Here is a 25,084-nt window from a genome sequence, read left to right as displayed (position 1 = left end):
CTCGAAGCCCGCCCGCCACTCCCCTCCCGGCATCCTGATGTCGGTGATCACGACGTCGGGGCCCAGCCTGCGGACGGCGTCGAGGAGCTCGTCGGCGTTGCCGACCGCGCCCACGACGCTCACCTCGCCGGACATCTCCAGCAGCTGCCGGGTGCCCTCGCGCACCAGGTAGTGATCGTCGGCCACCACAGCGCGGATCCGCCCAGACGTCGGCCCAGACATCGACCCAGACGTCGGCTCAGCCATCGACCGGCACCCACGCGTTCATCCGTGTCCCCTTTCCCGGCTCGCTGTGGACGTCCAGGTTCCCACCGAGGGCGTCCAGGCGGTCGGACAGCCTGGCCAGCCCCCGGCGTTCCGTCGTCCGCGGGTCGAAGCCCGCTCCGTCGTCGGCGACCGTGGCGCGCAGGCGGCCCTCCGCGTGCGACAGGCGTACCTCGATGGTGCCCGCGCCGGCGTGCTTGAGCGCGTTGGCCACGGCCTCGCTCACGGTGAAGTACATCGCGCCCTCGATCTCGTCGGAGAAGCGCCTGGCCCGCAGCGCGGGAGGCGAGGTGACCGTGGTGCGCACGGGCAGTCGGGCGCAGCGCTCCTCGACGGCCTCCACCAGGCCGCCCTGCCCGAGGGCGGACGGGTGGATGCCGGCCGCCAGCTCGCGCAGGTCGGCGAGCGTCTGCCGGGCCTGCTCGCGCAGTTGGGCGAGCAGCTCCGGGCCCGCGCCCGTGGCACGGGCCAGCTCCAGCCCGGCGATGAGCGCGACGAGCTGCTGCTGCACGCCGTCGTGGATGTTGCGCTCGATCCGCCTGCGCTCGGCCTCCTGGGCGTTGACCAGGCGGGAGACCAGGCCGGCGCTCTGGATGGCCAGCCCGGCGGGCACGGCCAGCGCCTCGAGCAGCCTGCGGTCCACCCGCGTCAGCGGGCCCGTGTCCCTGGGCCCGCACTCGATCCGTCCCAGTCCGCCGCGCACCGGCACCGCCAGCGCCGCGGCGCCCTCCTCCTTGCCCGCCACCACGCGCGTGCCGTCCTCCAGCGTCACGGCCGCCCACCGGGTGTCCAGCACGGTACGCACGGCCGCGGCGACCCGGCCGAGCTGCTCCACCGGCTCCGGGGTCTCGTCGAGTGCCGTGCCGAGGTCGGACAGCACCTCGTCCACCGTCGGGCGCACGTCGAACACCAGGTGCAGGCGCGAGCCCCTGATGCCGACCCGGACGTCGAGCAGGCGGTGCCGGACGACCGCCACCCCGATGGCGGCCGGCAGCGATCCGAGCATCACCAGCGCCCCGACCGCCCCGGACGCCGACACCTCGCCCCCGAAGGCGTCGATCATGATCAGCGCGCCGCCGGCCAGGGTCGCGACCGTGCCGCCGACCATCCAGGCGTACTGCCCGCGCTCGGTCCTCGCGCTGCGCCGCCAGCGCACCACGAGCCCGCAGAACACGACCACGGCCATGACCCAGGTGACGAACTGCCCGGTGCCGGCCAGCAACGACACGGCCAGCTCCTCGGCGCTCAGCCGGAGGCCCGCCAGGTCGTACCGGTTGTGGTGGATCAGCACCACCCCGGCGGCGTGCATGGCGATCGCGGCACCCGAGATCCACGCGACGATCCGCCACCGCGGCGAGGGCAGCCGCCCGTCGGGGAAGAGCAGCGGCACGAAGATCCAGGTCAGGCCGTAGAACGCGGCGGTGGCCGCGTAGAGGGAAGAGACGAGCGGGTTGGCGGCGCCGCGGAAGGTCAACCCCAAGCCGATCAGGCCGAGGCCCAGGCACAGGCTGCAGGCGATGAGGAGCCAGCCGAAGCGGAGCTCGGGCCGGCGTGCCGCCAGCAGCCAGCCCAGCGCGGACAGGACGGGACCGAAGATCGCGAACGCCCACTCGGACGGTGGAGGCGGCCAGCCGGTCGCGACGAACATGCCCGCCACGATGCTTGCGCCGGCGATCGTCGCCAGCAGCCCGGCCACCAGCCTCGAACTCATAAGCACCCATCGTCATGAGGGATCAAGAGCGCGTCTATGAGGTTATCCGCATATTTACTACGGCCACCCTCACCTGCGAGAACGGTGGCCCGCCGGGTGGGCCCCGCCCCCGCGCCCCGGTTGGCTGGAACGCACGTTCCGCGATCCGAAGGAGAAGTCCCATGAGCACTCCGTCCAAGCCCGTGCGGATCCTGGCGGCGGCCGCGGTGGCGGTCACCATGTCGGCCTGCGTGGGTCAGCCCGCTCCCGTACAGGCCACGGCGGCGGCCGTGCGCAGCGCGCCGGAGATCCCGGGCACGCCGGCGGGCGCCCAGCTGCGCTGGCTGCTGGACGCGCTCTCCCGGCCGCCCGTCGCGGAGCGCGAGATCAGCGCGCACTTCACCGCCGATTTCCTGAAGTCCGTCCCGGCCACCCAGGTCAACCAGGTGTTCGCGACCTTCAAGGGCCTGCGGCTGGAGCAGGTGCTCACGTCTCAGAACACCTCGCTGATCGCCCTGGGGACGGCCGGTGGCACGGCGTTCGAGGTCCTGGTGTCGGTGGACGGCACGGGCCTGATGAACGGCCTGCGGTTCCGCGTGCCCGAGCCGAAGAGCTGGGCCGAGCTGGACGGGCGGCTGAGCAGGACGGCGGCGCGGACGTCGTTCCTGGCGGCCGAGGTGACCAGGGGCGGCGACTGCCGGCCCGTGCACGCCGTGGCGGCGAACGAGGCGCGCCCGCTCGGCTCCATGTTCAAGCTGTACGTGCTGGGCGCGGTGGCCGAGCGCATCGAGAGCGGCGCGTTCGGCTGGGACACCCTGCTCACGATCACGCCGGAGCTCAAGAGCCTGCCGAGCGGGCAGCTCCAGGACCGGCCCGACGGCAGCAAGGTGTCCGTGCTGGAGGCGGCCAAGCTGATGATCTCCATCAGCGACAACACCGCCACCGACCTGCTGGTCCACAAGGTGGGACGCAAGGCCGTCGAGCGCACGATGCACAAGTGGGGCAATCACGACAAGCGCAACGTGCCGTCGCTGACGACGCGGGAGCTGTTCGTGCTCAAGGGGGCGGAGTACCCGCGGCACGCCAAGCGCTACCTGTCGATGAGCGTGAAGGAGCGGCGCGCGTATCTGGACAAGGTCGTCGCCAAGGTGCCGCTGTCCGGCATCGCCGCGTGGACCTCCCCTCGCGAGCTGGACACGCTGGAGTGGTTCGGCTCGCCCGCCGACGTCTGCGAGGCGTACGCGGGGCTGGCCGGGCTGCGCGACAAGCGGGTCGGGGAGGTGCTCTCGATCACCGACGCCGGGCTCGGCCTGGACCCGGGCCGATGGACGACGGTCTGGCACAAGGGCGGCTCGGAGCCGGGCGTGCTGGACATGAGCTTCCTCGCGCGTACGGCGAAGGGCAGGACGTACGTCGTGACCTCGATGTCGATCGACCCGGGGGCGCCGATCGACCCGCAGGCAGGCCAGGAGGCCCTCGCCCTGGCCCGGGGCGCGTTCACCCTCGCCGGCGGCTCCTGAGCCGGCGGTTCTCATGGGTTCGGCTCGTGGATCTCGAACGGCTCTATGCGGGTGGGCGATCCCGTGGAATAGTTGAAAAGTAAATTGAGTTGAGCCGGGCAGACCCGCTGGAAGGAGCACGACATGCCTGCCGTGACCGTTGAGAACCCGCTCAGCCTCCCCCGTCTGCCCGAGCCGACGGCCGGGAGCCCCGAGCGTGAAGTGCTCGCCGTCGAGACCGCGCCGAGCGGATTCGAGGGCGAGGGGTTCCCCGTACGCAGGGCGCTGGCGGCCATCAAGCCCGCGTACCTGGACCCGTTCGTGATGATGGATCAGATGGGTGAGGTGGACTACGCGGCGGGTGAGCCGAAGGGCACCCCGTGGCACCCGCATCGCGGGTTCGAGACGGTCACCTACATGATCGACGGCGTGATGGACCACCTCGACTCCAACGGGGGCGGCGGCTCGATCACGAACGGCGACACGCAGTGGATGACCGCCGGCGCGGGAATCCTGCACAAGGAGGCGCCGCCCGAGTGGCTCGTCCAGCAGGGCGGGCTGTTCCACGGGATCCAGCTCTGGGTGAACCTGCCCGGCGCGAAGAAGATGATCGCGCCGAAATATCAGGACATCGGGAGTGCCAGCGTCACGCTGCTGAGCAGTCACGACGGTGGCGCGCTGGTCCGGCTCATCGCGGGCGACCTGGCCGGGAACGTCGGGCCCGGTAGCACGCAGACGCCCATCACGCTGCTGCACGCCACCGTCTCGCCCGGGGCCCGGCTGGTCCTGCCGTGGCGCAAGGACTTCAACGCGCTCGCCTACGCCCTGTCCGGGCGCGGGACGGTGGGGGCCGGGCGGCGGCCGTTCCACTCGGGGCAGCTCGCCGTGTTCGACGGCTTCGGCAACCGGCCGGGGCTCCTCACCTCGGGCGAGAGCCTCACGATCACGGCCAAGGACACGCTCGAAGTGATCGTCCTCGGCGGTGAGCCCATCGGCGAGCCGGTGGCCCACTACGGGCCGTTCGTCATGAACACCCGCGCCGAGCTGGTCCAGGCCTTCGAGGACTTCCAGGCCGGTCGGCTCGGCACCATCCCGGCCGGGCACGTGTGACGACCTCTGCCGACCCCCGGCGGTCAGGCGACCGGCTGCGCGGCGGCCGTCTGCCGCCAGATCCGGCCGTCCCTGACCACCATGGTCCCGTACGTGCTCACCCGGTTGCCGCCGATGGTCATCAGCGCGCGGTAGAAGATCACGTCGTCGGTCGTCTGAAGGGAGACGATCTCGTCCACCTGGGGCTTGGCCGACAGGTAGGCGGAGAACAGCTCCCTGATCTCGGCGGGGCCGCTGGCCACCCGGTCGAAGCGGACGACGGTCGCGTCCTCGTGGTACTGGGCGAGCAGGGACTCCAGGTCCTGGTCCGCGATGGCGGCGAGCTGGCGGTCGAACAGGTCTCGGGTGGTCATCCGGCACCTCTTTCCGGGGGTGAGGTCGGCACGGCGCTCTTCCTGAAGGTCATCCGGCGCCTTCCGGGAGCGGCCGGGTCAGGTCGTACGCCACCTGCGCCGCGGCGAGCAGCAGGATGACCGGCAGCGCCGCCACCACGGGCAGCGCCGAGGCGGCGAGCGTGAGCGCGGCGGCGGCCAGGCGGATGCCGCCCGCGCGCCGGTCGCGCGAGCACAGGTGCTGCAGCCCGAGCACGGCCAGCACCAGTGCGGCGGGCACCCCGATGGACCAGCTCGTGGCGGGCGGATGCACGATGGCGTGCTCGATGCCGATCCCGAACGCCACCAGCCCCAGCGAGAGCGGCAGGTGCGAGTAGACCCAGACCTGCCCCGCGAGCTGGGTGCGCAGCACCACGGACTCGTCGATGTGGCCGAAGTACAGCCACCAGAAGCCCATCGCGATCGCCACTCCGGCCAGGGCGACGAGCAGCGCGCCCGGCGTGACGTCGTGCCCCTTCAGCCCGGTGACGACCGCCGCGACCACCTCTCCGAGCACGATCACCACGAAGAGCCCGAAGCGTTCGGGCAGGTGCTCGCTCTGCGGCGGCAGCTTGCTCTGGTGCCGCCGCGCGAGCAGCGGCGTGGCCAGGTCGACCAGGAGCGCCACGGCCCAGAACGCGTAGCGCTGCGGCGGGTCCACGGCGAGCGAGGCCAGCCAGATGAGCGCGGCGGCCGTGAACCCGGCGGCGTAGCGGACGGTCAGCGGCCTGGCCTCGGGCACGTGCCGTCCGGCGCGGACGTAGGCCACGATGAGCAGCACCCTGGCCACGACGTACGAGACGGCGAAGAGCGCCGAGCGCCCGGCGATGTCGCCCACGCTCGCCGCCATCGTCGCGACGGCCAGGATCTGCGGCAACGCGAGCAGCCGGTGGCTGACGTCGTCGGTGTCGAACCTGTTGGCGTAGAAGACGTATCCGGCCCACGCCCACCAGACGGGCACGAACAAGCCGACGAAGGCGAGCACGCTGCCGAGATCCGCACCGTCGGCCAGCACAGCGGCCAGCTCCGCGACGGCGACGACGAAGACCAGGTCGTACAGTAGCTCCAGCCAGGTGGCCCGGCGTTGCACGGCTTCGAACAGCCGTAATCGGGGCGGCTGCCACTGGCGGCTGGTCACTGTCGCTCACCCTTCTGTATGTAATTGTGTAATTATGCCCCCATCCAGCGGCTTACGGCACCTTTTTAAGGGTCAGGCAGGCCACGCGGTCCCCGGCCGTCCCCACCTTCGGGCCCGCGGTCTTGGTGGCCTGGGAGTGGAGCACCAGCGAGCTCGGCAGGTCGGCGGGGTCCAGCGCCCAGTCGTTGCGGGCCGTGGACCGGCCCGAGCCCTCGCCGTCGGTCATGAAGTCGAGCCACACCTCGCTGGCCGGATCGATCTGGCCGGGGTGGTGCTGGTAGTGGGGACCCGAGTCGTCCGGCTTCGGGCCGCAGGGCTTGGTGTGCAGGTGCGCGCCGTAGCGGCGGTCGGGCAGCAGGCCCTCCACCACGAGCGAGGTACGGGTCTTGCCGTCGGTGGACTCGGCGGTGAGGCTCGCCTGGGCGCCCTGCGGGACCAGCTTGCGGTCGTAGACGACGGCCGCGTTCGCGGAGGGAGCGCCCTCGGAGGCGTCGGGCGAGCTGCCAGGGGAGGTCTCCCCCGGGGTCTTCGCGGCGGCGAACTCACCGCCGCCGGACAGCCTGACCGGGCCGGTCGGGGTCGCGGCCGGCTTGCCGGGACCGGACGCGTCCTGGAGCGGGGCGGGCGGGCCCGCGCAGCCGGAGGCGCCGGCGAAGGACGCGGTGAGCAGAGCGAGCAGGAGCGCGGGCACGCGCATGAGACCCCCCATCGGTCGAGCCCCGCCGGGATGGGAGCTCGGAGAGGGCACCCACTCTAACGAGTGACCGGCCCGTCACGGCGCGTATTCGACCACGCGGCCGAGCAAGGCATCGCGCCGGGGTCAGGCGCCGTGCTTGGCGGCGATGTCGTCGATCATCGCCGCCAGCGTGAAGTCGAGGTCGGTGAGCCCGCCCTGGTCGTGGGTGGTGAGGGCCAGATGGAGAGTACGCCAGCGGATGTCGATGTCGGGATGATGGTTGAGCTCCTCGGCCCTGACCGCGATCTCGTCGACGATCCGGATGGCGGCGGGGAAGTCGGGCGCCGTCACCGTGCGCCGGATCTCGTCGCCTTCGAGCCGCCATTCGGGCAGGTCGTTGAGCTTGCTTCCGACGTCCATGAGACCTCCCGGGTCCGGTGCTCCCGGTCCACGTTACTTCAGCGCCCCGGAGCTGAGCCCCGACTGTATCTGCCGCTGGAAGATGATGTAGATGATCATAACCGGCAGGATCGTCATGCTCAGGGCCGCGAACAGGCCCGGCCAGTCCGCCTCGTACCCGGCCAAAGTGGAGATCTTGGCGATGCCTTGGGTGAGCACCCATTTGTCCGGGTCTCCGGCGAGGAGCACCAGGGGCAGCAGGTACTGGTTCCACTGGCCCAGCACGTTGAAGATCGTGATGCTGATCAGCCCCGGCCTGGCCATCGGCACCATGATCTGGAAGAACGTCCGGGTGTGGGAGGCGCCGTCGATCTTGGCGGCCTCGGCCACGGTTTCCGGCAATGTCCGGAAAAATGCCGCCAAGAAGAAGACCGTGAACGGCAGCGAGTACGCGATGTACACGAGCACGAGCCCGACGTGCGAGTTGAGCAGGCCGAACTGCTTGACGACGAAGAAGAGCGGCCCCAGCGCCAGGAAGACCGGGAACGCCAGCCCGGCCACGAAGAAGTAGTAGATCAGCTTGTTGCCGACGAACCGGTAGCGGGCCAGCACGTACGCCGCCATCGACCCGAACAACATCGTGCCCGCCGTACCGAAGAAGACGACGACGACCGTGTTGAGCATGTACTGGCCGATGTGCGCCTTGCCCCACGCTCGCCCCCACGAGTCCAGCCGCAACGCCCCCGGCAGTTGCAGCGGATCACCGAAGATCTCCGTGTTGTTCTTGAACGACGCCAGGAACGTCCACAGCAGCGGCGCGATGATCAGCAGCGCCCAGACCGCCAGCGCCACGTGCGAAAGCCCACTGAGCACGCCGGGGCGGGGCCGGCCCATGTCACGCGAGGCCATCTCTAGAGCTCAACCCTCTCACGCCTGGTCGTACGCAAGGTCAGCACCGCGAACGTCACGGTGAGGAAGAACAGCGCCACGCCCATCGCGGACGCGTAGCCGACCTTCTGGTAGGAGAAGGCCGTCTTGTAGATCGTGACGGGCAGGATGGTCGTGGCCCCGTCGGGCTCGCCCTTGTCCCCCGCCAGTACCTGGATCAGCGCGAAGCCGTCGAAGGCCGCGATGCCCAGATAGATCCAGCCGACCTGAATGGTGTCCCGCAGCAGCGGCAGCGTGATCGAGAAGAACAGCCGCACGCGCCCGGCCCCGTCCAGCGCCGCCGCCTCGAAGTAGTCCTTGGGGATGGCCGCCATGCCCGCGGAGAACAGCACCACGTAGAACCCGACCCCCTGCCAGATCATCACGGCCAGGACGGACCACAGAGCCAGGTCCGGCTCGATGAGCCAGCCGACGGGATCGACGCCGAACCTGGCGAGCACCCCGTTGATGACGCCCTCGGCGTCCGGACGGTAGACGGCCTGGAAGAGCACCCCGACCACGGCCACGGCGAGCACCTGGGGGAAGAAGAACACCACGCGGTAGAACTTCGACCCCCAGACGCCCCGCATGCCCGCGCCGCGCGTGCCGCCGCCCAGGTTCAGCAGGAAGGACAGGAACAACGCGATGGCGATCGTCGCGAGCGGCAGCACGAGCAGGAGGATCCCGTGGTTGCGCAGTGCCTGCCAGAACACCTCGTCCTCGAACAGCCGGCCGAAGTTGTCCAGCCCCACGTAGCGCACGATCGAGCTGTATCCGTTCCAGCTCGTCAAAGAGAGCTGGAACGCCTGGACATAGGGGCTGATGACAAAGACCGAATAGAGCGTGAGCGGGACGATGAGAAAACCGGCGACGAACCCGTACTTGCGCAACCGCTCCATGTGCTTACTGGTTCCGCGTCTGCTTGGCGACGGAGTCGTCCTTCTTGATGCCGTCGGCCTTCTTCTGCATGTTGGCGCAGAACTTCTCCGGGGTGATGCGCCCGGCCATGACCACGTTGATCTGCTCGGTGCCGTAGTCGAACAGCTCTTTGTACCAGCCCTCGAAACGCGCGTCGGTGATGATGTTCTGGCCGGCCTTGTCCTGGGCGCGGGCCGCGCTCATCAGCCCGGCGGGCAGGTCCAGGCCCTCGGCCGCGCCGTTCACGACGGTGAGGTTCTGGGTCTTCTCGGTGAATCCGCGCGCGCCTTCCTTCGACAGCATGATGCGCAGGTATTCGAGCCCGCCCTGCGGGTTCTTGCCCTTGGCGGCGACGACGAAATTCTCTCCGACGCCCACCTGGATGGCGCCGTACGGCATCTTGTCGGAGCCGGTGACGTCGGGAATGGGGGCGATGGCGTATTCGAAGTCCATCGGCTTGTCCTTGGCCATCTCGTTCTCGACCCAGGAGCCGACGGGGTAGAACAGCAGCTTGTTCTGGAGCTGCTTGACCTGGGTCTGGGTGTGGTCGAGACCGAAGTACGCTTTATCGCCATATTTCGCCTGGATGTCCGCCCAAGCGGCGACCGCCTGCTTCACCGGCTCGGCGTTCCAGGCGTTGTCGACCAGGTTGTCGAGGTCGATGATGACCTGGTTGCCACCGATCTTCGCGGCCGTGTAGAGGACGTTCCAGAGCTGGTAGTACGGCCCCTTCTGCCCCGGGTACGCGAAGAGCAGGATGCCCTCCTTCTTGGCCGTCTCCCCCAGCGCCGTGAACTCGGCCCACGTCGTCGGCACCGCCCACTGCTTGGACTCGAACAGCTTGGCGTTGTACCAGAGCGCGCGGTGGGACACGGTGTAGTTGAGCACCAGGTCCTTGCCGTTGATCAGGGCGTTGTCGAGCACGGCCGGCGTGACGGTGTCGCGCACCTTCTTGGCGGGGTCGTCGACGGATGGCGCGTCGAACAGCACGCTCAGGTCGGCCAGGTGCCCCTCGGCGGCCAGCGCGGCCAGGTCCATCGACTCGGGGCCCGAGTTGTTGAGCACGTCGGGGACGTCCCCGCCGACGAAGCGCGGGCGAAGCTGGGTGCCGATCTGCTGCGTGGCGGTGTGCTTGACCGTGACGCCGGGGAACGCCTTCTTGTAGAGCTCCTCGTGCAGGTCCTTGGCGTACGCGTCGCTGTATCCGCCGCTGAAGATGACCACCTCGAGCGGCTTCTTCGCATCGACGCCGAACGGGTTCTGGGGGCTGGTGGAGGCCGCGATCGAGGTCGAGGGCGCGGCCGAGGGCTCGCCGCCGGTCCCCGCGGTCGCGCAGGCGCTCAGCAGGCCCGCGCCGGGGCCGGCGACGAACGCGGTCAGGCCTATCCGGCGCAGCAGCTGCCGCCGAGTGATCTCGCCCGGGTGGGTCATGGGGGGCTCCCGTAAATTAGGAAAGTTTCCTAAACGTTTGCCCGCAACGTACGAACGGCCCCCGACACGCGTCAAGGGGGCGCAATCGAGACGTGACCTTTGCGTGATCCCTTGCCTAGAATCGCGTTCTAGAAGCACAGTGGGGCACATGATTGTCGAGTACGCCGACCGCGTGTGGCGCGGTGAATCAGACGACAGCATCGTGGACGCGGGCATGGAGGGCAAGGGCGTCCAGACCATAACGGACGGGCTGGGCTGGTGGTCAGGGTTCGGAAACGTGATCGCCTTCGAGACCGAGGGCGAATTGCTGCTGTTCGACACCAGCAGTCCGTTCTCGGCGGCACAGTTGCATGAGGACGTCCGCCGCTGGAGCCGGGCGCCGCTGACGACCGCCGTCTATTCGCACGGGCACATCGACCACGTGTCCGGGCTGGGGCCCTTCGAGGAGGAGGGGCAACGCGCCACGGTTTATGCCCATAAAGCGGTGATCGACCGGTTTGAGCGCTATCTGCTGACAAATGGCTATAACGCGGTGATCAACCAGCGCCAGTTCCAGGCCCCGAACCTCCGCTGGCCCACGTCCTACCGGCACCCCGACGTCACCTACACCGACGACCTGACCGTACGGCGGGGCGGGCTGACGCTCGACCTCTCGCACGCCAAGGGCGAGACCGACGACGCGACCATCGGCTACGTGCCCGAGCACAAACTGCTGCTCCCCGGCGACCTGTTCATCTGGGTGACCCCCAATTGCGGCAACCCGCAGAAAGTGCAGCGCTATCCCAGGGAATGGGTGCACGCGCTGCACCGGATGGCCGCCGTGGACGCCGAGATCATGCTGCCCAGCCACGGCGCGCCCGTCTTCGGCCGCGACCGCATCCGCACCGCGCTGCTGGAAACCGCACAATGGCTGGAATCGCTCATCACGCAGACGCTCGACCTGCTCAACGCGGGCGCGCGGCTCGACGAGATCATGCATGCGGTAAAACCGCCGGAAAGCCTTTCCGACCGCCCTTACCTGCGGGCCCGATACGACGAGCCGGAATTCGTCGTACGCAATCTGTGGCGGCTCTACGGCGGCTGGTACGACGGCAATCCGGCCCATCTGAAACCCGCTCCCGAAGCGGTTCTCGCGCGCTCGGTCGCCGAATTGGCGGGCGGCGCCACGGCCCTCGCGGACGCCGCGCTCAAGGCGCTTTCCGGCGGCGACGAACGGCTGGCCGGGCATCTGGCGGAAATGGCCGCCCTGGCGGCTCCCGGCGACGCGGGGGTGCACCGCGTACGCGCGGAAGTCTTTTCCGCCAGGGCGGCCAGCGAGCAGTCGCTCATGGCGAAGGGCATTTTCACCTGGGCCGCATCGGAGTCCAGGCGACGCTCATGACGTCAGTCCTCCCACCATCCGCGCGGGAGCGGGAGCTCGGCCCGGGGGACCGAGTCCGCGGGGACCTCCGCGGGGGCGGCGACGGTCAGCTCGACGGCGTCGGAGGCCACCTGGCGCCCCGACTCGATCAGCCAGTCGTCCTTGATCCGGGCAGCGTCGACGCGATAGCCGTTGCCGCTGCCGTCCGGCTGGAACCACGCCAGGACATAGGAGATCCGCATGCCGCGCCGTTCCATCTCCGCGCGGACTTCGGAGACCGGCCGGTGATAGCCGTCGTAGCCCTGGTTGCCCTCGAACGCGTCGGGGGTCCCGGGCGGGGGCATGGGGATCAGCTGCACGGACCTGGCGTATCTCTCCCCGGGCTCCGCGGGCCGGCCGATGCCGAAGATGATCTTGCCGGTGTAGCGGACCGGCATGGTGATCTTGCCGCACCAGGCGGAGGCGCAGTCGCCGGAGTAGGAGATCGTCACGCCCGCTCCCGGCGGGAACTCCCCCGGCGTGGCGGGACCGATCAGCTCGCCCGCGTGGTGCGGGTCCACCGGGACCTTCTTCACCTCGGCGTCGAGCCCCACCGCACGGAACGCCTCCGTGAACGCCTCCGCCTCGGCCTCGGGGTCATTGATGACGACGTCGATGAAGTCCGCGCCGCTCTTCACGGAGACGGCCGCGTTGGCGTACTCGGTGACGGGGCCGACGATGGGCACGGCGACGATGAGGGCCGCGGCGAGTCCCGCCGCCAGCGCGCCGAGCCCGAGGCCGCGCCGCAGCGTCAGCCCGGCGGGCCGGCGCGCGGGCGGGGGCTCCTCCGCCATGATCGACTCCATCAGCGCCCGCGCCCCCGCGCCGGACGGCTGTCCCACCGGGTCCCCGGCCAGGTCCTCGTCCCGTACGCGGGCGAGATCGGCGATGTTCACAGCGCGCTCCCTTCGATCGCGACGGCCTGCGCGCGCTCGATCCCGGCCTCGGCCAGGCCACGGGCGAAGCGCTTGCGGGCGCGATAAAGCCTGACTCTTACCGCGTTACGGGATATGCCGAGCGTTCTGGCGATCTGGCCGGGGTCCAGCCGCTCCCAGGCGACCAGGGAGAGCAGCTCCCCGTCGTCGTCCGGCAGGCGCCGGAACACGCGCCCGCGATCCGCCGCCAGGCGACGGTGAAGGTCTCGGCCACGACGTCGGCCGCGTCATCGGGATCGGGGCACCGGCGTAACGCGTATCCGAGGAGCGGGCCGTACGAGGAGCGGTAGATCTCCTCGAACCGGCTCGCTGGATCGACTCCCATCCGGTCTCCTTATGTGGGGCAGCAACAACCTCCACATGTCCGGAACGCCAGATGCATTACAGGTCAGGCGAAATGAGCGCGCGTTTCGGCGAACGCCTGGTCCGTGCCCTCCAGTGCCCTGGCCACGTCGGCCTCGGTGTGCGCGGCCGACATGAACCAGTTGTGCCAGGGGTGCAGGTACACCCCGTGCCGCAGGCAGGCGTCGCTCCAGTACATGGCCGTGGACAGGTCCGCGTCGCCGTCGAAGCTGAGCCACGGGATCGTCACGGGCCCGGTCTGGTTCACCACGAACCCGTGCGACTTCGCCTGCTCGTACAGGCCCTCGCGCAGCTGGGTGCCCGCGCGCTCCATGGCCCCGATGCCGTCGGTGTCGCGCAGGATCTCGATGGTCGCCTTGGCCGCGGCCATGGCCACCGCCGAGAACCAGAACGACCCCGTCGAGTAGAGCGTCTGCGCGGGGCCGCGCAACGCGTCCGTGCCGGTCACCGCCGCGATCGGGTAGCCGTTCGCCATGGCCTTGGACCAGGCCGTCAGGTCGGGGCGCACCCCGTACGGCTCCCACGAGCCCCGCAGGTCGACGCGGAAGCCGGCGCGCACGTCGTCGATCACCAGCGCCGCCCCGAGCCGGTCGGCCAGGGCGCGGGCGCCGCGGGCGAAGGCCGGCTCCACGAGCTCCTGGTCCTCGAACGAGTCGTGCTTGAACGGGGTCACGATGATCGCCGCCACGTCCCCCTCCACGGTCGCCGCCGCGGCCTCCAGGGACTCCAGGGAGTTGTAGGCGAACTCCACCAGGTCGGCCCGCTCGTTCGGCGTCGTGCCGGAGAGCGAGGGCGTGCACCACGGGTCCGCCCCGTGGTAGGCCCCGTGCGCCATCAGCACCTTGGTCCGCCCGGTCGCGGCCCTGGCGACCATGAGCGCCTGCGTGGTGGCGTCGGTGCCGTTCTTGGAGAACATCGCCCAGTCCGCGCTCGGCACGGTGTCCACGAGCAGCTCGGCCAGCTCCACCATGATCGGCCCCGGGCCGTTGAGGCAGTCGCCGAGCGCGGCCTGCCGGGCGGCGGCCGCCTCCACGCCCGGGTGCCGGTGCCCGAGCACGACGGGGCCCCAGCTGCACATGAAGTCGATGTACTCGCGGCCGTCCACGTCCCACTGCCGGCAGCCCTCGCCGCGCTCGAAGAACTGGGGGAAGCCGGGGGCGAAGAGCGCGGCGTTGAGGTGCCCGTACATGCCGCCGGGGACGACCTTCAAGGCCCGTCGGCGGAGATCTGCGTCGGTCATCGGAGAGGGTCCTTAGAGGAGGGCGAGGGTGGATTCGAGGTCGGTGAGGCCGGCGTCGGAGCCGAGCCCGGTGGCGACCCGGGCGGCGGCGGCCGTGCCCCACCTGGCGGCGGCCGGCACGTCCTGGCCGTGGAGCAGGCCGGTGAGGAACCCGGCGCAGTACGCGTCACCGCATCCGGTGGTGTCGGAGACGTCCGTCTTCAGCGCGGGCACCCGCTCGCTCCCGCCGGCCGTCACGACGAGGCTGCCCGACTCGCCGAGGGTGACGAGCACGCCGCGCGGCCCGTCCGCCAGCAGCGCGGCGGCGGCCTCCTCGGCGTCCGGCGCGCCGGTCATGAGCCGGGCCTGGGACTCGTTCGGCAGGACGTAGTCCACGTGCGGCAGGAACGCGCGGGCCATGCCCAGCAGGTCGGGCATCTCCGACAGCAGGTCCATCGTGACGATCGTCCCCGCCGACCGCACCGAGTCCAGCAGCTCGAAGAAGGCCGGGTCGCCGAGCCCGAACGTGACGTCCATGCCGCCCAGGTGGATCGCCCGCGCGCCGCGCAGCACGTCGACGTCGAGGTCGGCGAAGGTCACCCCGAGGTTCGCCCCCGGCACGTGGAAGCTGGGGCGCCCGCCGTCGGGCCTGATGGGCAGGATCGAGGCGGCGGTCTGCTCCCCCGTCCTGCGTACGAGGCGCGAGACGTCCACCCCACGCTTGGCCAGCACGGCGAGCAGGAAGTCGCCCAGCTCGTCGTCGCCGACCGCGCCCATGGTGACCACGTCGTGGCCCAGCTTGACCAGGTCCACCGCCGTGCCCGCGGCGGCGCCCGCGGCGGTGAGTCGGATCTGGTCGACCAGCACGGTGTCCTGGCCCTCGGGGATGTGCTCGACGGGCCTGGCGAGAATGTCGACGATGTGGACGCCGACGGTGACGACGGTCATAGTCTAAATAGACAGACGTCCGAATAAAAAGTCAATGCCAAGGGGAGGCAGCGGATGCCCAAGATCGTCGATCACGACGAGCGCAGGCGCGAGGTCCTGTCAGCGGCCCGCCGGGTGATCGTCAGGGACGGCATCGACGCCGCCACCACCCGGGCCATCGCCAAGGAGGCCGGCTACTCCAACGGCGTGCTCGCCCACTACTTCGCCGACAAGGACGAGATCCTGCTGTCCGCGCTGCGCCAGTCGCACCAGCGCATCCGCGCCAGACTGAGCGGCAAGGTCGAGGGCGTGTCCGGGCTCGCGGCCCTGCGCGAGCTGCTGCTGGACAACCTGCCGCTGGACGCCGAGCGTACTCAGGAGACCCGGCTGGAGGTCAGCTTCTGGAGCCGGAGCCTGGCCTCCGAGCGGCTGGCCGAGGTGCAGCGGACCGAGGCGGGCGAGCTGCGCGCCGCCGTACGCGACCTGCTCGGGCAGGCCCGCGCGGCCGGCGAGCTGCGTACGGACGACAACCTGGACGACCTCACCGAGTACCTGCTGGCCCTGGTCGACGGCCTCAGCCTGCACCTGCTCCTCTATCCGGGCCGCCTCACCCGGGTGGACCTCGAACGCCTCATGCTCCAGGCCCTCGACCGCCTGTGATTGCCGCATTTCGGACGACCGACTACATTCCCAGCACATGAGCCTGCGTGAGCAATTGTGCGAGTACGGGCGGCGCGCGATCGAGCTCGGCCTGGTCATCGGCACGTCGGGCAACCTGAGCGTGCGCCAGGGCGACCAGGTCGCGGTCACGCCCTCCGGGGTCGCGCTCGACCGGCTGACGCCGGAGATGTGCCCGATCGTCGACACGTCGGGCCACCTGGTGGAAGGCGACCTGCAGCCGTCCAGCGAGACCCCCATGCACCTGGCCGTGTACGAGGCCACCGGCACCACGGCGATCGTGCACACGCACTCGGTGTTCGGGACGGTGGTGGCCACGACGATGACCGAGCTGCCTCCGGTGCACTACAACGCGCTGCTGCTCGGCGGGGTGGTCAAGGTGGCCGAGTACGCCACGTACGGGACCCCCGAGCTGGCCGCCAACGTCCGCGCCGCGATGGAGGGCAAGCAGGCCGCCCTGATGGCCAACCACGGCGGGGTGACCATCGGGGCGACGCTGGAGCAGGCGTTCGAGGCGACCCGCCTGCTGGAGTGGCTGTGCGAGGTGTACGTCAGGGCGCTCGGCGTCGGCAAGCCGGCCATCCTGACGGACGACCAGCTCGCGGCCGTCGTCGAACGGGCGCTCAACCCGCCCGCCTTCCCCAGGAAGGGTTAGCCGAGCGCCGCCTGCTCGGCCAGCCCCAGCGGCAGGCCGCCGGAGCCGGCGATCCGGTCGTGGAACTCCTTGAGCGAGCCCTGGAAGGACTCGCGGATGCGGTCGATCTCGATCGCGCCCGTGAGGTAGGAGGGCGCCTGGGTGGGCCAGGCGCAGTAGCGGTTCACCTCGCCCTGGGCCGTGCCGGGCGAGAGCGACGCCTTCGTGGCCATGAACGTCTCGGCCTCCTCGACGGACATGTCCTCGCAGTGCAGCGCGGTGTCCACGACCATCCTGGCGGCGCGGAAGATCCGGCAGTCCAGGTGCGCCAGCTCGGTGGCCGGGGTGTCGAAGTAGCCCTGCTCGTGCAGCAGCTTCTCGACGTACAGGGCCCAGCCCTCGGTGAAGTACGGGGTCCTGAAGACCTTCCTGGGGGTGCTGGTGCTGCCCGCCATGTACGACAGGTGCCAGTGATGGCCGGGGTAGGCCTCGTGGACGGCGATCGAGGGCATCTGGGCCCGCGAGTTCGTCCGCAGCCGCTGGCGCACCTGCTCGGGGGTGAAGTCGTCAGGCGTGTACGGGACGAAGAAGATGCCGGTCCGCGAGCTGGTCAGCGGCGGCGGCGCGAGGTAGTGGGCCACGGACAGTATCGGGCGGGTGTACTCGGCCGACGGGAGCACCTGGCACTCCTCGCCCTCCGCGAAGGTGACCAGGTCCCGCTCCCGCACGAACGCGCGGGCCCGCTGGGTCTCCGCCTCGTACTCGGACCGCATGTCGGCCAGGGTCGGCGGGTGGTCGTCCATGAGGGACTCCATGGCCGCCCGCCAGTCCCCGGAGCCGTTGATCCGGCGCGCCACCTCGCGCATGCGCCCGTCCAGCTCCGCCCAGGCGGCCTTGCCCTTCTCGTGCAGCTCGGCGGCGCCGTACCCGAGCAGCTCGCGCTCGCGCAGCAGCGTGGAGTAGAGCCGCTCCCCCATCCGCCAGGTGCCGCCGCACTGGAAACCCTCCAGGAAGGCGACGAGCTCGTCGAAGGCCCGCGCGGCGGGCTCGGCGGCCTCGGCCACCTTCGCGCGCAGCCCGGGGTCCTCGATCATGGACGGGATCGTGCGGGTGAGGAAGTTGCGGCCGGTGCGCGCCTGACCGAGCCCGCGCGTGACCAGCAGCGGCGCGGCCAGCTCCGGGTCCAGGTTCGCCCGGCAGGCGGCCAGCACGCCGGGCACCTCGGCCAGCCGGGAGACGGCGGAGGCCACCAGCTCGGGCTCCGGCTTGAGCCGCCGCTGGAACGGCGTGTACATCGAGACGAAGATCGCGGAGAGGTAGACGACCGGGTCACGGCGCCACTCGGGCCAGGATGCCAGCGCGATCGAGCCTCTCAGCTGGGAGAGGACGAGATCCCTGTCGATCGCGTCGTCCACCGACGCGGCCTCGGTAGCCGACAGCCGTTCGAGCCAGCGTTCCTCGGCCCGCTCGCGGGCGGTCCAGGCGGAGGCGGTGAAGTCACCGAGAGTGTGATCGTAACCGTCGGCCCCCAGGGAGCTGGCGACGACCGGACGGTCTGAAAAGTACCACTTGAGAAACTCGTCCACCGATGCACCTTATCCTGTGCAAATGCCCCTGCAGATCACCGGCGCGCTAGGCGACCCTGACCTGATCCGCCTCCCGTGGGAGGTCCCGCTTCAAGACTGGCCGCAGTATCACTTGGTCGATCTGCCGCGCGGCATTTCCCGGCACGTGGTGAGGTTCGCCCGGCTGTCCGGCAAGGTGTACGCGATCAAGGAGATCAGCGAGCGCTTCGCCAAGCGCGAATACCAGTTGCTGTGGGACCTCGCCCGGCTCGACGCGCCCTCGGTGGAGCCCGTCGCGTACGTCACCGGCCGCGAGGAGGGCCTGGACGCGGCGCTGATCACCAGGCACCTGCAGTTCTCGCTCCCCTACCGCGCGGTCATGTCGGGCACGCTGCGGCCCGACACGCTCACCCGCCTGCTGGACGCGCTGGCCGTGCTGCTGGTGCGGCTGCACCTCAACGGCTTCTACTGGGGCGACTGCTCGCTGTCCAACACGCTCTTCCGCAGGGACGCGGGGGCGTTCGCGGCCTACCTGGTGGACGCCGAGACCGGCGAGATGCATCCGATGATCAGCGAGGGCCAGCGGCTCGGCGACATCGACATCGCGCACACGAACATCTTCGGCGAGATGCTCGACCTGGAGGCCGGCGGGCTGCTGCACCCGTCGATCGACCCCATGGACACCGCCGAGGACATCGTCACCCGCTACCACCGCCTGTGGGACGAGATCACCCAGAGCGAGATCATCGAAGAGGTGGACTGGCACCGGGTGGAGCAGCGGATCAGGCGGCTCAACCTGCTCGGCTTCGACGTGGCCGAGATGATGGTGCGGCGCAAGGTCGGCACCGGGCGCCTGATCGTCCGGCCCAAGGTCGTGGACTCCGGGCACCACCAGCGGCGCCTGCTCAGGCTGACCGGGCTCGACGTGGAGGAGAACCAGGCGCGGCGGCTGCTGAACGACCTCGACGGCTACCGGGTGGCCAAGGGGCTGCGCCACGAGGACGAGGCCATCGTGGCGCACCGCTGGCTGGCCGAGGTGTTCCAGCCCACGGTCGAGGCCATCCCCGCCGAGCTGCGCGGGAAGCTGGAGCCCGCGCAGCTCTTCCACGAGATCCTCGACCACCGCTGGTACCTGTCGGAGGAGGCGGGCTCCGACGTGGGCCTGGCCGAGGCCGTGAAGTCGTACGTGGACAACGTGCTGGTCCACAAGCCCGACGAGAAGGCGCTGCTGCCCGACGAGGCCCCGGACGAGGCCGCAGACGAGGCCGCAGACGAGGCCGCAGACGAGGCCGTTCAGTAGGCGACGGTGATGCGCCGGCGCGGGTGGGCCGCCAGCTCCACCTCGTCGGCGATCGCCACCGCGTAGTCCTCGGCGGAGATGAAGCTGCGGCCCTCGTCGTCGGTCAGCAGCGTGTCGCCGCCGATCCGGTAGACGCCGGTACGCTCGCCCGGCGCGATCTCGGCGGCCGGCGAGACGAACGTCCAGTCGAGGTCCTGGACCTCCCGGTAGAGACCGAGGGCGGCCCGCGCCGCCAGGGACTCCTTCTTGTAGGCGTCCGGGAAGTCGGGCGTGTCGACCAGGTCGAGGCCGGGCGCGACCTGGAGGCTGCCCGCGCCACCCACGACGATCAGCCTGCGCACCCCGGCGGCGCGCACGCCGTCGATGAGCGCGCGGTTGGCGGCCACGAAGGGCGCCTCGGGCTCGGTGCCGTCGCGCGGCGGCGCGATGGCGGAGACGACGGCGTCGTATCCCTTGGCCAGCGTGGCGGAGTCGTGGACGTCTCCCTTGACGGGACCCGAGCGGCTGACCCCGGTCACCTCGTGCCCGCGGGTGGTCAGCTCTGTGACAATGCGCTGCCCGATCATGCCGGTCGCGCCAAAGACGAGGATCTTCATGGGCTCCACAGTATCCAAATGATACTGGTTACTTCATCGTGCTATAAGTACCTTGTGGATACTGGTGATGCCTTCGACCCGAACTGTCCGACCAGGCTGGTCCTGGATCGGATCGGGGACAAGTGGTCGGTGCTGGTGCTGCTGAGCCTCGACGGCGGGCCGCTGCGCTTCACCCAGCTGCGGACCCGGATCGGCGGGGTCACGCCCAAGGTGCTGACGCAGACGCTGCGCGCCATGGAGCACGACGGGCTGGTGACGCGGGAGGTGTTCGCCGAGGTGCCGCCGCGGGTGGAGTACGCGCTGACGGAGCTCGGCCGGTCGTTGCACGGCCCGGTCTCGGTGGTGGCCCGATGGGCCGAGGAGAATGTCAGCGAAATCCTCCGCTGCCGCGAAAAAGCTTCATGAATCAAACATTTATCCGCAGCAGTGGTGGTTTTCTCCGTCGTAGCCGTATAAAAGCTTAACGGCCGAGCAATCCATCAAATTCGCACTATTCCCTCCCCCCTACGCTGGCTGCGTCCCAGTACGGCGAGGGAGGACACGTGCTCGGAATCGACACCTGCTTGGCCGAGGTCATGTCCATACCAGGCGCGCTCGACGCGATGCTGGTGGATCACACCAGCGGCATGGCGGTGGCCTTCAGCAGCTCCTCCGGCGTGGACGCCGACCGGTCGGCGGCGGCTCTGACGGAGGCGCTGCGCGCCACCACCGACAGCCTGGCCCGCTCGTGCCCCGGCGACGTGGTGCGCATCGACGACATGCTCGTCACCACGGACAAGGGTCACCACCTGCTCAGGCCGCTGGAGACGGTCTTCGAAGGGCCGCTGGTCATCTACGTACGCCTGGACCTGGAACGATCTAACATCGCCCTGGCTCGGCACCGCCTCCAGTCCATCTCCAGCCGCCTGACGACGTGACCCATGACCAGGCTCGACACACTCCTGGCCGGGCTCGCCCGCGAGCAGTCCACGGGCGCGCTCCGCCTCGGCAGGAACGGCACGATCTTCCTGTCCGAGGGGCGTGTGACGTACATGGAGTGCGCCCAGACCCCGAGTGTCGAACGCCTGCTCGCGGCGCGGGGGCTGGTGACCGAGGCGGCGCTGCGCGGGCTGCAGTCCGACGGCGGCTGCGAGCGGCTGCTCGCCGACGGGCCCATCACGCTCGGCGAGCTCCAGTACGCGGTGCTCGGCGTGGTCCTGGACGCGGCCTTCTTCCTGCTGCCGATGAGCGGGACGCGGCCCAAGTTCCGTCCGGGCGAGCAGCACTGGCTGGGCGGGCACTGGTTCTTCGACGTGCCCGGGCTGGTGCGGGAGTGCGCGCGGCGGCGCACGCAGCTGGCCCAGACCTGGCCGTCCGCCGAGGTGGACACCCTGCCGGTGCGCCCGGTGCCGCGGCTGCCCGGCCACGGGGTGACGCTGAGCCGGATCCAGTGGGAGGTCATCGTCCGGGCCGATCACAAGGCCACGCCGCTGGAGCTGGCCAAGCAGATCGGCCGCTCGGCGTACTCGGTCCTGCTGGCGGTCCGGCGGCTGGCGGCGGCCGGGCTGCTCGCCCCGCCGGACCCGGACCCCGCCGTACCGGCCAGGAAGGCAGCCGCACCGGGGCAACACAGCGCCCAGACCGGAGAGGAGCTGCCGAGGCGGGAGCGGCAGGTGTACGCGCGCCCGCCGCACGATCCCGGCGCGTCGGGGCCGGGGCTCGGCCCGGTCACGACGGGTGATCCGTCCGATCTGGCGCTGCTGATGCGGCTGAAGAAGGCCCTTGAGGAGCTGTCGTGAGGTTCCTCTCGCTCAGGAGGAGGAGGCCACCGGTGGAGCTGCGGCAAGAGGTTCTGGAGGAGATGACGCTCCTGCGCGAGCGCACACCGGACGTGACCGGGAGCGTCGCCTGCACCGTCGACGGCCTCCAGGTGGCCTGCGACATGCAGGACGGCGGTGAGCAGGCCGCGGCCCTGTCGGCGGCGCTGCTCGCGATGAGCCGGCGGATGCTGATCATGACCGGGCAGGGCGCGATGGAGGAGACGCTCATCTCCGGCACCGCCGGTTTCGTGGCCTTCTACGCCGCCGGTCCCACCATCGTCCTCACAGTCCTGGCCGGGCCCGGCACGAACGTCGGGCTGCTGCGGCTGGAGGGCAGGAAGACGGCTGCCGGAGTGGCCGCCGTCGCAGCACGCAAGCACTGACCCATCCCTGACAGAAAGGCAGGAGACATGGCGGGCATGGACGTATCCCTCAAGGAGATGATGACGATCGACGGCTCGATCGGGGCCGCGATCGTCGATCACGGCAGCGGCATGGCTCTGGGCGCGCTCGGCGGCTCCAAGGACCTGGACCTCCAGATCGCCGCCGCGGGCAACACGGAGGTGGTCAAGGCCAAGCTCCGCACGATGGACTCCCTGGGTCTCAAGGACAACATCGAGGACATCCTGATCACGCTCAGCGGTCAGTACCACATCATCCGGCCGATCACCGGTCGCGGCGGCAAGGGGCTGTTCCTCTACCTGGCGCTCGATCGCGGGCGCGCGAATTTGGCGCTGGCCAGGCACCAGCTCCGCAGCATCGAGGAGAAGCTGGAGGTCTGACGCGACACCGTGGCCACCCCGGCGCAGCGCGATCGGGGCGGCCACGGCCGCGGGGGCGGCGTCAGGCAGAGGTGAGCTTGGTGATCTCGGCCACGAAGTCGGGCCAGAGCGGGCGCGGCAGGTCGTGCCCCATGCCCGGATAGGAGACCAGCCGGGCGCCGGGAACGGCCGCCGCCGTGGCCTGCCCGCCCGCGATCGGGACGAGCTGATCGGCCTCCCCGTGCAGCACGAGCGTGGGCACGGTCACGCCGGCCAGCAACGCCGTACGGTCGCCCGAGGCCATGATGGCGGCGAGTTGCCTGGCGGTCCCCGCCGGGTCGAAGCACCGGTCGTAGGCCAGCCCGGCCAGCGCCGTGATCCGCTCATGGTCCAGCTCGTAGCCGGGCGAGCCGATGACGGACCAGGTCTGCACCGCCTGCGCGAGCACGGCCGCGCGGTCGGCGGGCGGCCTGGCCATGAGCACGGCGGTCGCGGCCTCGGTCGGCGGTGCCGCCGCCGGGCTCGGGGTGGACATGATCGAGGTCAGGGTCAGCACGCGTGCCGGATGCCGGATGGCCAGCGTCTGGGCGATCATCCCGCCCATCGACGCGCCCACCACGTGGGCGGCGGGCCAGCCGAGGGCGTCCATGAGCCCGGCGGTGTCGTCGGCCAGGTCGTCCAGCAGGTACGCCGAGGACGTCCCCATCGCGGGGACGCCGGCGTCGTGGAAGTGCGTGGACAGGCCGACGTCGCGGTTGTCGAACCGGACGACGTGGTGTCCCTGCTCGGCCAGGAGCTCGCAGAACCCCTCGTCCCAGTGGATGAGCTGGGCGCCGAGCCCCATGATGAGCAGCAGGGGCCGCCCATCCGGCGAGCCGAAGCTCTCGTAGGCGATTTCGATGCCGTTTGCGGCTACGCGGGTGGTCACGCGCACCAGAATGACATTCTGTTGCCGCTCAGTAAAGGTTCGCCCGGCGCGCCGCCGCCAGGTGCGGCGCGGCTCCCGAGGTGGCTCCCGAGGGTGGCGCCGCTCAGTGCAGGCGGCTCCGGACGAGGGCGCGGATGCGCTCGCCGCCGAGCACCGCGCCGCCGCCCGCCGCCGCCAGGGCGCCGGCCAGGATGGTGGTGCCCACGGTGTTGCCGGACCCCTCGGTCTCGGTGCCGTTGCCCTCCTGGACGAGCCTGCCGTCCGCGTTCTCGTCCGCGGCCGGTACGGACTTGCCGCCCTGGGAGGACTCCTCGGGCTGCGGGGGCTCGGCCGGGTTGTTGTCGCGCTCGGACCAGGCGCCGGTGGAGAAGGCGACGGGGTAGTTCTTCTTGCCCACGCCGCTGCCCCACTTGGTGATGACGTAGTCGACCTCGATGTGGCCCTGGCCGCCGACGCCGTCCACGCCGAGCGTGCTGGAGTTGAACCGCCCGCCGGTCAGCGCGGCGAAGGTCTTGGCGTCGAGGTCCAGCATGACGCCGCGGCTGGAGGGCTCGCCGGGGCCGCGGTCACCGACGAAGAAGGGCATCTTCTTGCCCTTGTAGACCACGTATCCCTCGGTCATCAGCGGCCAGCTCGGGCTGGCGGCCAGACCCTTCTGCATGGGCTTGCCACTGGCGGGCAGCCCGGTGTCGCCGGCGCGGCCGGAGGAGTCGTCCCAGAAGTAGGACGCCGTGGTCGAGCCCTTGAGCATGACCTTCTCGTCCGTGTCGGAGTCGGCGTGGGCCGCGGTGCCGGCGATGGTCAACGCGCCGACGGCGGAGGCAGTGAGCAGAATGAGGGCACGCAGGCCAGATCGAGACATGAAGAAGTGAAGTCCTTCGCGAGGAGACAGGGGGAATGCGCTCGCTAGGAAAAGGCGCAGCAGAGCAGGACGCCTGGCGAATCGCTACGCGAGAGCGCGGAAAGAGCCGGGGGAAAGCGGGCCGCTCAGCGGGCGACCGGCACTACTCTGTCTGGGGGTACGACGCGGTCTTGCATGGCGATGAAAGGTGTCCTCTCCATCTCGCCTACCGGGTTAGCTGACGGGTTCGGGCGTGGAGATGCCCTACCGACACACGGTCGGATTCACCCCAATTGCGATGGGTCCCCGGTTCCCGATGAATCGGGATTCGGCGCCAGCCGGCTGGTCCCTCCTGGGTAAGGTCCACGCCACCGGCTGGTAACGGTTCAACACTGTAACCACGAATTCCGGACAAACGCAAACGAATCGTCATGAATCGGGCGAAGATCTACCTACCCAGGTAAAGAGAAAGGGGGTACGGCATGCCGTACCCCCTGCTAATTCCAGCCTCAGCCGCCGCTCTTGCGCCTGAACGATCTTTTACTCGCAGCCGGACCGTGCGCCCCGTGGATCTTCGATGGGTCGACGCCCCTGCCACCAGCGTCCGCACCGGCATGCTGGCTGCGCTTGCGCTCCAGCGCCTCCCGGAACTTTCGCTTCATCTCGTCCTCGGGAGTTTCGTCGATTTCCGGCTCGGGTGTTTCAGCCATGAGGAC

29 protein-coding genes, 1 pseudogene and 1 riboswitch are annotated in these 25,084 nt (G+C 70.2%); of the genes and pseudogenes, 11 read left to right on the top strand and 19 right to left on the bottom strand.

Features of this window, described 5'->3' with window-relative positions:
• Together ETD85_RS25240 and ETD85_RS25235 are read right to left on the bottom strand one after the other, a co-directional pair.
• Positions 1-189: response regulator (locus ETD85_RS25240; protein ID WP_170246829.1), on the bottom strand; the 189-nt coding region annotated here is incomplete at its 3' end.
• Between the two features lie 49 nt (positions 190-238).
• Positions 239-1,975, bottom strand: a complete 1,737-nt coding sequence (locus ETD85_RS25235; protein ID WP_138692257.1) for a sensor histidine kinase — start codon at positions 1,973-1,975, stop codon at positions 239-241.
• 161 nt (positions 1,976-2,136) lie between these two features.
• Between ETD85_RS25235 and ETD85_RS25230 the strand changes: the two genes are divergently transcribed.
• Together ETD85_RS25230 and ETD85_RS25225 are read left to right on the top strand one after the other, a co-directional pair.
• Complete coding sequence (locus tag ETD85_RS25230; RefSeq protein ID WP_170246828.1) at positions 2,137-3,474, top strand: serine hydrolase; 1,338 nt, start codon at positions 2,137-2,139, stop codon at positions 3,472-3,474.
• Between the two features lie 123 nt (positions 3,475-3,597).
• Positions 3,598-4,563, top strand: a complete 966-nt coding sequence (locus ETD85_RS25225) for a pirin family protein (RefSeq protein ID WP_138692255.1) — start codon at positions 3,598-3,600, stop codon at positions 4,561-4,563.
• A gap of 23 nt (positions 4,564-4,586) precedes the next feature.
• On the opposite strand, the gene ETD85_RS25220 is transcribed toward ETD85_RS25225, so the two are convergent.
• From ETD85_RS25220 to ngcE, 7 genes are all read right to left on the bottom strand, one after another.
• Positions 4,587-4,916: a nuclear transport factor 2 family protein gene (locus ETD85_RS25220; RefSeq protein ID WP_138692254.1), complete on the bottom strand. Its 330-nt coding sequence runs from the start codon at positions 4,914-4,916 to the stop codon at positions 4,587-4,589.
• 49 nt (positions 4,917-4,965) lie between these two features.
• Positions 4,966-6,072: a low temperature requirement protein A gene (locus ETD85_RS25215; RefSeq protein WP_138692253.1), complete on the bottom strand. Its 1,107-nt coding sequence runs from the start codon at positions 6,070-6,072 to the stop codon at positions 4,966-4,968.
• Between the two features lie 52 nt (positions 6,073-6,124).
• On the bottom strand, positions 6,125-6,769 hold the full coding sequence (locus ETD85_RS25210) for a superoxide dismutase family protein (protein WP_138692252.1): 645 nt from the start codon (positions 6,767-6,769) through the stop codon (positions 6,125-6,127).
• 123 nt (positions 6,770-6,892) lie between these two features.
• Positions 6,893-7,168: a 4a-hydroxytetrahydrobiopterin dehydratase gene (locus ETD85_RS25205; protein ID WP_138692251.1), complete on the bottom strand. Its 276-nt coding sequence runs from the start codon at positions 7,166-7,168 to the stop codon at positions 6,893-6,895.
• Between the two features lie 33 nt (positions 7,169-7,201).
• Complete coding sequence (locus ETD85_RS25200) at positions 7,202-8,056, bottom strand: carbohydrate ABC transporter permease (RefSeq protein WP_138692250.1); 855 nt, start codon at positions 8,054-8,056, stop codon at positions 7,202-7,204.
• A 2-nt stretch (positions 8,057-8,058) separates the two neighbouring features.
• Positions 8,059-8,973, bottom strand: a complete 915-nt coding sequence (locus ETD85_RS25195) for a carbohydrate ABC transporter permease (protein ID WP_138692249.1) — start codon at positions 8,971-8,973, stop codon at positions 8,059-8,061.
• A gap of 4 nt (positions 8,974-8,977) precedes the next feature.
• Positions 8,978-10,423, bottom strand: a complete 1,446-nt coding sequence (gene ngcE / locus ETD85_RS25190; protein WP_138692248.1) for an N-acetylglucosamine/diacetylchitobiose ABC transporter substrate-binding protein — start codon at positions 10,421-10,423, stop codon at positions 8,978-8,980.
• Between the two features lie 148 nt (positions 10,424-10,571).
• Between ngcE and ETD85_RS25185 the strand changes: the two genes are divergently transcribed.
• Positions 10,572-11,804 carry an alkyl sulfatase dimerization domain-containing protein gene (locus tag ETD85_RS25185; RefSeq protein WP_170246827.1) on the top strand — a complete coding sequence of 411 codons (1,233 nt, stop codon included), beginning with the start codon at positions 10,572-10,574 and terminating at the stop codon, positions 11,802-11,804.
• Between the two features lie 2 nt (positions 11,805-11,806).
• Here the strand turns inward: ETD85_RS25185 and ETD85_RS25180 are convergent, their stop codons facing one another.
• The 5 genes and pseudogenes from ETD85_RS25180 to ETD85_RS25165 all read right to left on the bottom strand — a co-directional run bounded on the left by ETD85_RS25180 (position 11,807) and on the right by ETD85_RS25165 (position 15,287).
• A complete protein-coding gene (locus tag ETD85_RS25180) occupies positions 11,807-12,718 on the bottom strand; it encodes a hypothetical protein (RefSeq protein ID WP_138692246.1) in 912 nt (303 codons plus the stop codon).
• A complete protein-coding gene (locus ETD85_RS67555; protein ID WP_379507973.1) occupies positions 12,715-12,927 on the bottom strand; it encodes an RNA polymerase sigma factor in 213 nt (70 codons plus the stop codon). Before ETD85_RS67555 ends, ETD85_RS25180 begins: the two co-directional genes overlap by 4 nt.
• A 59-nt stretch (positions 12,928-12,986) precedes the next feature.
• A pseudogene (locus ETD85_RS67900) lies at positions 12,987-13,082 on the bottom strand (RNA polymerase subunit sigma-24); the annotation flags it as partial.
• Between the two features lie 63 nt (positions 13,083-13,145).
• Positions 13,146-14,360 carry an aminotransferase class III-fold pyridoxal phosphate-dependent enzyme gene (locus ETD85_RS25170; RefSeq protein WP_138692245.1) on the bottom strand — a complete coding sequence of 405 codons (1,215 nt, stop codon included), beginning with the start codon at positions 14,358-14,360 and terminating at the stop codon, positions 13,146-13,148.
• Between the two features lie 12 nt (positions 14,361-14,372).
• On the bottom strand, positions 14,373-15,287 hold the full coding sequence (locus tag ETD85_RS25165; RefSeq protein ID WP_138692244.1) for a carbohydrate kinase family protein: 915 nt from the start codon (positions 15,285-15,287) through the stop codon (positions 14,373-14,375).
• A gap of 54 nt (positions 15,288-15,341) precedes the next feature.
• Between ETD85_RS25165 and ETD85_RS25160 the strand changes: the two genes are divergently transcribed.
• Positions 15,342-15,926 (top strand): TetR/AcrR family transcriptional regulator, encoded by a 585-nt coding sequence (locus ETD85_RS25160; protein WP_138692243.1) that lies wholly within the window; start codon positions 15,342-15,344, stop codon positions 15,924-15,926.
• 37 nt (positions 15,927-15,963) lie between these two features.
• Entirely contained in the window at positions 15,964-16,599 is a 636-nt protein-coding gene (locus ETD85_RS25155; protein ID WP_138692242.1) for a class II aldolase/adducin family protein, read from the top strand.
• Here ETD85_RS25155 and ETD85_RS25150 read toward each other — a convergent pair.
• On the bottom strand, positions 16,596-18,164 hold the full coding sequence (locus ETD85_RS25150; RefSeq protein WP_138692241.1) for a DUF885 domain-containing protein: 1,569 nt from the start codon (positions 18,162-18,164) through the stop codon (positions 16,596-16,598). The two genes, ETD85_RS25155 and ETD85_RS25150, sit on opposite strands and share 4 nt — an antisense overlap.
• Before the next feature lie 22 nt (positions 18,165-18,186).
• Between ETD85_RS25150 and ETD85_RS25145 the strand changes: the two genes are divergently transcribed.
• Complete coding sequence (locus ETD85_RS25145) at positions 18,187-19,443, top strand: DUF4032 domain-containing protein (protein WP_138692240.1); 1,257 nt, start codon at positions 18,187-18,189, stop codon at positions 19,441-19,443.
• On the opposite strand, the gene ETD85_RS25140 is transcribed toward ETD85_RS25145, so the two are convergent.
• Positions 19,437-20,039, bottom strand: coding sequence for an NAD(P)-dependent oxidoreductase (locus ETD85_RS25140; RefSeq protein ID WP_138692239.1), 603 nt, complete (start codon positions 20,037-20,039; stop codon positions 19,437-19,439). The genes ETD85_RS25145 and ETD85_RS25140 overlap by 7 nt on opposite strands.
• Before the next feature lie 54 nt (positions 20,040-20,093).
• Between ETD85_RS25140 and ETD85_RS25135 the strand changes: the two genes are divergently transcribed.
• The 5 genes from ETD85_RS25135 to ETD85_RS25115 all read left to right on the top strand — a co-directional run bounded on the left by ETD85_RS25135 (position 20,094) and on the right by ETD85_RS25115 (position 22,620).
• Positions 20,094-20,444, top strand: coding sequence for a winged helix-turn-helix transcriptional regulator (locus ETD85_RS25135; protein WP_240779406.1), 351 nt, complete (start codon positions 20,094-20,096; stop codon positions 20,442-20,444).
• Positions 20,445-20,581: 137 nt separating this feature from the next.
• Positions 20,582-20,956: a roadblock/LC7 domain-containing protein gene (locus ETD85_RS25130; protein WP_138692237.1), complete on the top strand. Its 375-nt coding sequence runs from the start codon at positions 20,582-20,584 to the stop codon at positions 20,954-20,956.
• Between the two features lie 3 nt (positions 20,957-20,959).
• Positions 20,960-21,817, top strand: coding sequence for a hypothetical protein (locus tag ETD85_RS25125; RefSeq protein WP_138692236.1), 858 nt, complete (start codon positions 20,960-20,962; stop codon positions 21,815-21,817).
• Between the two features lie 32 nt (positions 21,818-21,849).
• The gene (locus ETD85_RS25120; RefSeq protein ID WP_138692235.1) at positions 21,850-22,221 is read left to right on the top strand and encodes a roadblock/LC7 domain-containing protein; all 372 of its coding nucleotides are present in this window, start codon (positions 21,850-21,852) and stop codon (positions 22,219-22,221) included.
• Positions 22,222-22,248: 27 nt separating this feature from the next.
• A complete protein-coding gene (locus ETD85_RS25115) occupies positions 22,249-22,620 on the top strand; it encodes a hypothetical protein (RefSeq protein WP_138692234.1) in 372 nt (123 codons plus the stop codon).
• A gap of 61 nt (positions 22,621-22,681) precedes the next feature.
• Here ETD85_RS25115 and ETD85_RS25110 read toward each other — a convergent pair whose 3' ends face one another.
• From ETD85_RS25110 to ETD85_RS25100, 3 genes are all read right to left on the bottom strand, one after another.
• Positions 22,682-23,527, bottom strand: coding sequence for an alpha/beta fold hydrolase (locus ETD85_RS25110; protein WP_138692233.1), 846 nt, complete (start codon positions 23,525-23,527; stop codon positions 22,682-22,684).
• A gap of 103 nt (positions 23,528-23,630) precedes the next feature.
• Positions 23,631-24,389: a hypothetical protein gene (locus ETD85_RS67315; protein WP_338087175.1), complete on the bottom strand. Its 759-nt coding sequence runs from the start codon at positions 24,387-24,389 to the stop codon at positions 23,631-23,633.
• Positions 24,390-24,576: 187 nt separating this feature from the next.
• A riboswitch (cyclic di-AMP (ydaO/yuaA leader) is annotated at positions 24,577-24,712 on the bottom strand.
• A gap of 165 nt (positions 24,713-24,877) precedes the next feature.
• Positions 24,878-25,078 carry a DUF5302 domain-containing protein gene (locus ETD85_RS25100; protein ID WP_138692232.1) on the bottom strand — a complete coding sequence of 67 codons (201 nt, stop codon included), beginning with the start codon at positions 25,076-25,078 and terminating at the stop codon, positions 24,878-24,880.
• Between the last annotated feature and the right edge of the window lie 6 nt (positions 25,079-25,084).

This window comes from Nonomuraea zeae (genome assembly GCF_005889725.1).
Taxonomy (GTDB): domain Bacteria; phylum Actinomycetota; class Actinomycetes; order Streptosporangiales; family Streptosporangiaceae; genus Nonomuraea; species Nonomuraea zeae.
The sequence above is the reverse complement of the archived record's forward strand: the minus strand, read 5'-3'. Positions and strand labels throughout refer to the sequence as shown.